General features: G+C 47.2%; 7 protein-coding genes and 1 rRNA gene. All 8 read right to left on the minus strand.

Going from position 1 to position 8,951, the window contains the following annotated elements; translation table 11 throughout:
* Positions 1-130, minus strand: a 16S ribosomal RNA gene (locus G519_RS0136530); the annotation flags it as partial.
* Between the two features lie 234 nt (positions 131-364).
* The gene (locus tag G519_RS46390) at positions 365-1,375 is read right to left on the minus strand and encodes a DUF1835 domain-containing protein (protein WP_036635268.1); all 1,011 of its coding nucleotides are present in this window, start codon (positions 1,373-1,375) and stop codon (positions 365-367) included.
* A gap of 23 nt (positions 1,376-1,398) precedes the next feature.
* Positions 1,399-3,420 (minus strand): NAD-dependent DNA ligase LigA, encoded by a 2,022-nt coding sequence (gene ligA / locus G519_RS0136540; RefSeq protein ID WP_029198787.1) that lies wholly within the window; start codon positions 3,418-3,420, stop codon positions 1,399-1,401.
* 64 nt (positions 3,421-3,484) lie between these two features.
* The gene (gene pcrA / locus G519_RS0136545) at positions 3,485-5,839 is read right to left on the minus strand and encodes a DNA helicase PcrA (RefSeq protein ID WP_029198788.1); all 2,355 of its coding nucleotides are present in this window, start codon (positions 5,837-5,839) and stop codon (positions 3,485-3,487) included.
* A 3-nt stretch (positions 5,840-5,842) separates the two neighbouring features.
* Entirely contained in the window at positions 5,843-6,538 is a 696-nt protein-coding gene (gene pcrB / locus G519_RS0136550; RefSeq protein WP_029198789.1) for a heptaprenylglyceryl phosphate synthase, read from the minus strand.
* Positions 6,539-6,718: 180 nt separating this feature from the next.
* Positions 6,719-7,195 carry a DUF6130 family protein gene (locus G519_RS48225; RefSeq protein ID WP_051254029.1) on the minus strand — a complete coding sequence of 159 codons (477 nt, stop codon included), beginning with the start codon at positions 7,193-7,195 and terminating at the stop codon, positions 6,719-6,721.
* A gap of 193 nt (positions 7,196-7,388) precedes the next feature.
* Positions 7,389-8,222, minus strand: coding sequence for a spore coat protein (locus G519_RS48230; RefSeq protein WP_051254031.1), 834 nt, complete (start codon positions 8,220-8,222; stop codon positions 7,389-7,391).
* 29 nt (positions 8,223-8,251) lie between these two features.
* On the minus strand, positions 8,252-8,476 hold the full coding sequence (locus G519_RS0136565) for a hypothetical protein (protein WP_029198790.1): 225 nt from the start codon (positions 8,474-8,476) through the stop codon (positions 8,252-8,254).
* Positions 8,477-8,951 lie beyond the last annotated feature (475 nt).

Here is an 8,951-nt window from a genome sequence, read left to right on the forward strand (position 1 = left end):
ATAGGCAGGTTACCTACGTGTTACTCACCCGTCCGCCGCTAGCTTACCCCGAAGGGTAAACCCGCTCGACTTGCATGTATTAGGCACGCCGCCAGCGTTCGTCCTGAGCCAGGATCAAACTCTCCATAATAGTAAAACTATTGAAAGCTTAATTGCTCATTTGCGTTGCTAGCGAGATTTTGCAATCTCAATTGTAGTCACTTGCGTGACTGAATTTGCTGATTTGCTTCATTCATTTGTTCAGTTTTCAAGGAGCTTTAATGCGTTACCGTTTAAAGCGTTAATGCATCGCTTGTTGCGGTGACAAGAACATATATTATCAGGTTTCAAAACGAATTGCAAGCAACTTTGTTCATCCATTATCTTACATCTTTAAAAACCCCGTGGTTGCAGCGTTTCGGCGCCATAACCCCTTTTTCCCGAACAAATGAACGCCGCCAATCCAATCGTCCATGCCATTCAGGTATAGATGATCTTGGTCACCTGCTTGAACTAGTTTTCCCATTTCAGTCTTTTGCAACTGCCAATTATCAAATTGAGCTGGCAGCGATTCGCCGTAACTCGGCAGCTTGTCCCCGCCAGTAAGACGGACCAGCGGAACATCACATTTGCGAATACTATCCACAATAGCCCAGAACTGCAAATCACCAAGGCCGTAATGACTGGCTGCATTGCTTACTTTTTGAAATAACGACAGAACGGGAACCTCTCCGTCCCCTATCAGCTCAAGAATGAGCTGTTGAATGGTGTTCAAGCCATTTTGCATAGATGGATAGCGCTCTGAATTGGCCTCTAGGGCTTTTTTAAGAAAAGGCAGTGCAGATAGATCCTCTTCCAATAAAGTCGCCATAAGATGGGGCTCAGAAGCTGAGTAGGCTGTCCAAACCTTGTAGGCCAGGAGAAGCTGTCCTTCATTAACAGGCAACCACTTGTCGTGGAGCTGCTTAATTTGAATGACGTCTAATTGACCTAAGCCATGAAATAACTCAACGCCAGGAAATTGATTGATACTTAACAAAGATACTTTATAGGATCGATCAGGGAGAGCGAATAATCTCGATAGCAAATAACAAAGCATCAATTGGTCATATAGATCATGCTCAAACCACAGGACAATTACGTCTACATCCTCCGCAAGCTTGTCCAGCGCTTTTTCCTGCTCCAAGGTAGTGGAGTTGAACATTTCCTGAGGGATGCCATGCTGGCGATTCATATAGACCGCCCTAATAGTTAAAAGGACACTATCCGACATCTGCATGCCGATAGGTCCTTCATATAGTGACTCGCGCCACACCAATATGTCTCCATCGATACCCGAAGCACGCAGCTTATCTCCAAAAGCGTCTCCATTCACGATATGAAGTTTATTCGGCATGGCACTGTCCCCTTATTTGTCATTTAGCCTTCACCTAAAAGCTGCAAAAGCTCCTGTTCATCCTCGATGATCCGAATACCAAGCTCTTGCGCTTTCGTAAGCTTGCTGCCGGCGCTTTCCCCTGCGATCACGATGTCCGTTTTCTTAGAAACACTTCCAGTAATCTTAGCCCCTAATGCTTCCAACTTTTTGGCACATTCGTCACGTCCCATAGTGGATAGCGTACCTGTGAGGACAATGGTTTTTCCGAAAAACGGATTGTCAGGGCTAGCCAAAACAACCGTCGGCTCTTCGGCTATCGGGTTCACACCTGCAGCGAGCATACGCTCAATGCTGGATACCATCACAGGGTCACGGAAGAATGAATAAATACTCTCAGCTACTATTCCACCTACATCCGGAAGCCCGATTAGTTCCTCAGGCGTAGCCGCCATAATCTTCGGTAAGCTGCGATAGTAGTCTGCCAGCACCTTGGTCGTGGTTTTACCCGAGTTGGGAATGCCTAAGGCATAGAGGAACGAAGCTAGATCGCGCGATTTGCTTTTTTCTAGAGCATCAAGCAGGTTGCGGGCCTTCTTCTCGCCAAAGCGATCGAGCTTGACGAGGTCCTCGAATTGTAAGGTGTACAGATCCGCAGGATCGCGGACATCCAGCTCTTGATGCAGCTGTGAAGCGGTCATTTCGCTGAAAAATTCAATATCCATCGCATCGCGCGAAGCAAAATGCGCCATACGCCCAACCAGCTGCGGACTGCAGCCGAGACGGTTCAAACAGAACAGATGCGCACCACGCATCTCGAGCTCACTGCCGCAGGAAGGACAATGCGTCGGAGCTACAATCTCCTCACCGTCATTCTCCTCGGTGACTTTACCTAGAATCTCAGGAATGACGTCATTGGAGCGACGGATGTAGACGAGGCTGCCTAAGGCGTGCTTGAGGTTTTTGCGCTCGATGTCACCGACATTGTTGAGCGTGCAGTTCTGTACAGTTACGCCAGCGAGATCCACGGCTTCAACGCGGGCTAACGGTGTGATTTTGCCGGTGCGGCCAACTTCCCAAGATACACTTTGCAGGATTGTTGTCGCTTCTTCGGCTTCGAACTTATAGGCAATCGCCCAGCGAGGGAATTTCTCGGTGTAGCCGAGCACTTCTCTTGTGCGCATGTCTGTAATTTTGATGACACTTCCGTCAATCAGAAAATCAAAGCTAAGACGTTCTTCAGCAATCTGCTCCAGCTCTGCGCTTACTTCTTCAATCGTGCTGAAATACCGTGTGCGGTTGCTCACTTTAAAATGGTTGTCACGAAGAAACTGAACCATATCGAAATGATTATCGAATTGAATGCCGTCAGAGTAACCCACATTATAGAAGAAAGCGTTCAGCTTGCGCTCTGCCGTCACTTTGGGATTAAGATTGCGCAGTGCTCCGGCTGCTGCGTTGCGAGCGTTTTTGAGCGGATCTGTGGCTGTCTGATTGTACGCCTCAAGTACAGAGAGGAACATCATGCCCTCGCCTTGCACTTCAATGGTCCCCTCATTGTAAGGGATTTCCAGCGGGATGGATTTGATCGTCTTGATTTGGGCTAAAATGCCCTCACCAACCGTACCGTTTCCTCGCGTAGACGCTTGGACAAGCTCTCCTTGCTTATAGGTAAGGTTCAGCGTGAGCCCGTCGAACTTTAATTCCACCACATACGTCGGGTCTGGCAACGGGTTCTCTGGGTTCTTGCTGTTGTAATCTGCAATTAGCTTAAGCACACGCGTGTGCCAATTCTGCAGGTCTTCGGCGTTTTGCGCTTTGTCCAAGCTCCAAAGCCTAGCCAGATGCTTGTGTGGATCAAAACCTTTGAGAATGTCTCCGCCAACGCGCTGGGTTGGAGAAGAAGGCAGGGTAATCCCTGTCTCCTTCTCTAGCGCGGTCAATTTATTGTATAAAGCATCCCACTCGGCATCAGAAATCGCCGGTTGATCGAGCGTGTAGTAGTTATGATTGTGTTTGTTGATTTCTTGGATGAGGGTTTTCATTGCCGCGATGGCATCTGTCATTACGGGCTCTTCCTCTCTAATGGGAAATAGGGTAGGTTCGGCAAATAAAGGCGAAAAGCGGCTCCTATTGTTTCGTAATAGGAGCGAACTTCGCGAGCAGGCGCTTCAAACCAACAGGCGCCGGGAAAGCAATTTGCAGCTCGGTGTCATCACCCGAGCCTTTCACTGACACAACGGTGCCGATGCCCCACTTGCCATGCGACACTTTGTCGCTGGCTTTGTAGTCCGGCACCGCGCCGCCTGCGGCAGGCTGCGGAGCCCGGAACGCAGGCGGCTTTGCCCCGGCTGCAGGGCTTGGCGCAGCCGCGCCCGTACTAGGCCGTCCGAACGAGGACGGCGTGCCCCAAGCGGACGAGCCGGCGGAGCCGCGGCCGGCTTGTGAGGCAGTGGCGCTGCTGCCACTGCTGCTGCCCCACGAGCTGGTGCGGCCAGCTCGCGAGAAGCCTCCGCCGATGGAGCCGCCCATCGAGACGTTCTCCAGGAGTTCCTTCGGAATCTCCTGAAGGAATCTCGACGGCGCGTTCGCGGCGGTGCGGCCGAAGAGCGTGCGCATGCGAGCGCACGTGAGGAAAAGCTCTTGCTCGGCGCGCGTAATGCCGACATAGGCCAAACGGCGCTCCTCTTCGAGCTCTTCGTTATCGGCGAAGGCACGGCTGTGTGGGAAGACGCCTTCTTCCATCCCGATGATGAAGACAACCGGGAACTCTAGACCTTTGGCGCTGTGCATCGTCATGAGCACAACGGCATCTTGTTCTTCCTCTGGCTTCTCTTTATCCAGTGTATCGATATCGGCGATAAGCGCCAAATCGGTCAGGAACGAAATGAGTGACTTGTCCTCGTTACGCTTCTCGAAGTCCATCGTCACAGACAGGAATTCCTCGATATTTTCGAGACGAGCCTTGGATTCAATCGTATTCTCACGCTGCATCTCCAGACGGTACTGCGACATCTCCAGTATTTTCTCCGTCAGTTCAGTTACAGATAAGTATTCAACCATTCGATTCAGGTTATCAATCATTTCACGGAAATCGGCTAAAGCATGCTTAGCCTTCGATGTGATCTCGAGTGAATCGACTTCCTCCAGCATGGCATATAAGGAAATACCTCTTCGTCCCGCCATTTCGGCCACTCGATCCATCGAGGTGTCGCCAATGCCCCGCTTCGGCACGTTCACAATTCGGCTCAAGCTAATATCATCGTCCGGATTGGAGATGAGGCGCAAATACGCCAAAATATCCTTAATCTCTTTCCGATCGTAGAACTTTACGCCGCCAACAATGGTGTATTGGATATCGGATTTAATGAGAATTTCCTCAATCACCCGAGATTGTGCGTTCGTCCGGTACAGAATGGCGTGATGACCGAACTTTTTCCCATTGGACTTATTTTTATTAATTTCACTTGTAACGAAATAGCCTTCTTCGTGCTCGGAATCGGCTTGATACAGCTTAATCTTTACGCCGCCCTCTTTATCCGTCCATAAGTTTTTGGGCTTACGTCCCGTATTATTGGCAATGACCTTATTAGCAGCCTGCAAAATATTAGAAGTGGACCGATAATTTTGCTCCAATAAAATAGCAGTAGCATTCGGATAATCTTTTTCAAAATTAAGGATATTCGAAATATCAGCTCCACGCCAACGGTAAATGGACTGGTCACTGTCTCCCACAACGCAAATGCGTTGATGTTTGGCCGCAATCATTTGACAAAGCATATACTGCGCTCTGTTCGTATCCTGATACTCATCGACATGAATATATTGAAATTTATTTTGATAAAACTCCAGGACCTCTGGAACTTCATTAAACAAATGAATGGTTGCCATAATTAAGTCATCGAAATCTAGGGAGTTGTTGCTTCTAAGCTTCTTCTGATACAGCGTATAAATTTTGGAGGTCAATCCGTCGAAGTAGTCACCGATTTTATCTTCAAATTGTTTAGGAGAGATGAGTTCATTTTTGGCTGTAGAAATGGCCGCTTGAAAAGTCTTCGGTTCGAACTTCTTGGTATCAATGTTCAGTTCTTTGCAGCACGTTTTGATGACTGATAACTGATCGCCGGAATCTAGAATGGTAAAATTCGAGGTGAAACCGATGCGTGAAATGTCTCTGCGCAGCATGCGTACACACATGGAGTGAAACGTGGAAACCCAAATATCGTTCCCGCTGCCGCCAACCAGCTTGCCGACACGATCCTGCATCTCACGAGCCGCTTTATTCGTAAACGTAAGGGCCAAAATGCTCCATGGCGCCGCTTTGCGCGTGCCGATCAAGTAAGCAATACGATGCGTTAGCACACGTGTCTTCCCGCTTCCCGCTCCAGCCATAATCAGAAGTGGGCCGTCGACAGCTTCGACTGCTTTGCGCTGCTCGGGATTCAACCTTTTTATCGCATCTAAAATATTGACTGTCTCGTTCATAAGTTACCTTCCTGTTCTATCAAAGTTCACGGTCTGAAGCGCCTGCTCCAGATCACTATAAATAATGTTGCCAACGACGATGGTATCTGCGACCTCCGCTGCTTGCTGAGCTTTATCCAGGCTGTCAATACCGCCGCCATACAATAAACGGGCATTCTCCAGCACTTGTCGCGTCCGCCGCACCAACTCCATATCTCCAAACATACCGCTATATTCCAAGTAAACAATAGACATGTGAAAAAGCTTGTCCGCCATGCGTGCGTATGCCGCAACATCCTTAGTATCCAAGGTCGTACGAGCCGATGTTAATTGCGCAGCCGTAGCTTCGCTATTAAGAATAATATAGCCTTCGGCAATAATTTCGTCCCAATTGAGCAGAGAACCATATTCCTTCAACGCCTCATGATGCTGCCCAACGATCCATTTTGGATCATCCGCATTCAGCACAATCGGAATTAGGAATAAATCAAACCCTGGGACGATCGCCTCTTGATTAGATATCTCAAGCACACAGGGGACCTCATACTGACGAATCCGAGATAGAAGATCTACGGTGTTATCAAAAGTTACCCCCGTTGAGCCACCTACCATGATCGCATCTGTCCCCGACTGGCAAAGCCGGTCGAGCGCTTCATCTGAGATCTCACGATCGGGGTCAAGCTTAAATACATGCTTCCACTTACGTATATCGACGATCAATTGTTTCCCTCCGATTAGGCGACAATACTGCCATACTATCAACAGTCTATGCTACGTATTCAGGTGTGTCAAATGACAAAAGACGGGCTAAGCGCCCGCCTTTTCAAGGAATATGCACGTAATGTTACCTGATCTTCTTCCAAGCTTGTTTTCTGACTAAATACGCACAAATGTTCCCAATTATTTTACTTCAATATTAAGAATTTTCTCTACATTGAGATCTTTATGATCATTTTGCTGAAGCTCGAGTCTGATCTCATGTTTGCCTGTTGCTAAATTGGTCAGAGTTAACGGACCCGTTTTGCCAATCATCGCCTTCTGCTTACCATCCACGTACAAATGCAAATGTCCTTCACCTTGTACGGCTTTCTGATCCATATGATCCGCTATCTGGAAATTACTTGTCTGATAGGTGATCGTAACGTTTCTGCCATCAACTTTATAATCAGCATCGATGGCTGGCTTACCGTTTGAGGTCACCGTCTTCACACTGCTTTCCGTCTTCCCTTGTTGGGCCACTGTAGTCGCTGCCTTGGGGTCCTTCAAGCTTGCCGCACCACTACTAGCAACTTCCTCTTTGGAACCACACGCTGTTGTTAATGCTCCTAGTACAATTAAAGTAGCTGCGCCGTAAATCCACGTTTTTCTCATCAGCATTAGCACCCTTCTCCCATAAGTTTGGACATCCTATGTTCCTTATATATGTGTGACAAGCTGGTTCCATACCATGATTATGAGAAAGTGGGACAAAATAAATAAACATATTAGAGCGATGGGATGTTTGATAAAAAAAGACGCCCTATAGCTAGAAGCTAGGACGTCTTGGTGCTGAGGGAACAGGCTAACCGAATTAGAAGCTGTATTTACTGCCCTCATGCTGTTTATTGAGATAAGAGCTTTCTCCTGCCGTCGAGGACTGAGAACTTGTTTGACTGCGGGAAGCGTTGGTGGAGCTTGCTGTTTTACTAGTCATGCCCGCATTTTCAGATGCGCTGTATCCGGTTGATGCGGCATAGCCCTGACCCTGAGAATGTCCGTAGCCCGTTTGTCCATAATTCTGATCTTGATAATTCTGTCCTTGCAGGTTGCTAATATAGGCTTGCTGTTGACTTGTCTGATTGGGTGAAGACTGTGTATGGGTTGAATAGCCTTGCCCTTGATTACTGTGCACCGCATTAGGATATTGAGAGGCACTAATCATGGGTTGGATAGGTGTCTGTGTTTGATATAAAGCCGCAATCTGGTTTTGTTGTTGACTCTGCTGCTGATATTGTTGCTGTTGCTGCTGAGCAATCGTCATCTGGTCTTGCTGCTGATAGCTCACCGCGTTGGTTTGACTCAAATTTTGTTGTACAAAAGACTGCAGCTGAGCTGCGGTCTGGCTTTGTTTCTGCAGCTCTTGCTGAATCTGCTGCTGAGGAGCAGCTTGAATCTCATATTGGCCAAGCTTCTGGATTTCCTGAAATACAGCAGCTTGATCCTGCAGTGTCTTTTGCAATAACGACTGGAAGGTCTGCCTAATCTGTGGATTAGCTGCCTCCAAAGCTGCAGTCGTATATTCACGGGCACTGCGTTTCAATTCGGAAAGGACAAAGTTCGCGAAGTCCTCGTCTTTCAATTGTGCTTGTACCTGGTAAGACTGTTGCTGTTGCTGCTGTTGTTGATACGGGTTTTGCTGATACATGGCTTCTTGCACCTCCTATTATGTACGTATTAATGGGTAATGCCTGATTGCTGCTGTAGGGTGTTGATGAGGACGCTAATATTTTGCAGACGCTCCTGAGAAAGATGAGACAAGGTTTGTTTCAAAGACTGACTCTGGCTGTTCACAGCACCTTGTACACAAAGCTTTGCTAACAGCTCTTCATTTTTCAGCGTATCAGCTACATACAAAAGCTCTTTGCCCGAAATTTGTTGGTTCCCTTGATTGCTATACATGTGAATCTTACCTCCTTTCCATTCCTTTTTTGTAGGTTTCCCAAATTATTCCGTTTTATGTATTGATGGAAAAAAAAGTTAATCAAAAATTTGGAAAACTAGGCTTTCCTCCTGCTGCAGTTGTAGCAAAGTTGTACATCATACATTACCGATGCAAAATAGCTGACATGATCAGTAAGTCTTCACGTATAAATACAATTACTTAAATATATTGTATTTATTACCATTTTGTTTTTCTGGGTACAAGCCAAAAAAGTAAAGACTACAGAAAATGACGCGTTTTTACCATTAATTTACATTTTATTCTTGTGTCTCCGCTATTCTCTCACTATGATGCGCTGTGAACTTAGCCGTTCTTTTGTCTTGCTCGTCTTCTGTCGACCCTTTGAAGTTCTACTTGGCGGGCGAAAGACAGCATTTACAAAGTTAGACCAGCTATCATAGAAATAGATTCGCAATAACTTTAGCGTTGTCC

The sequence above is a fragment of the Paenibacillus alginolyticus DSM 5050 = NBRC 15375 genome (assembly GCF_000422905.1).
Taxonomy (GTDB): Bacteria; Bacillota; Bacilli; order Paenibacillales; family NBRC-103111; genus Paenibacillus_E; species Paenibacillus_E alginolyticus.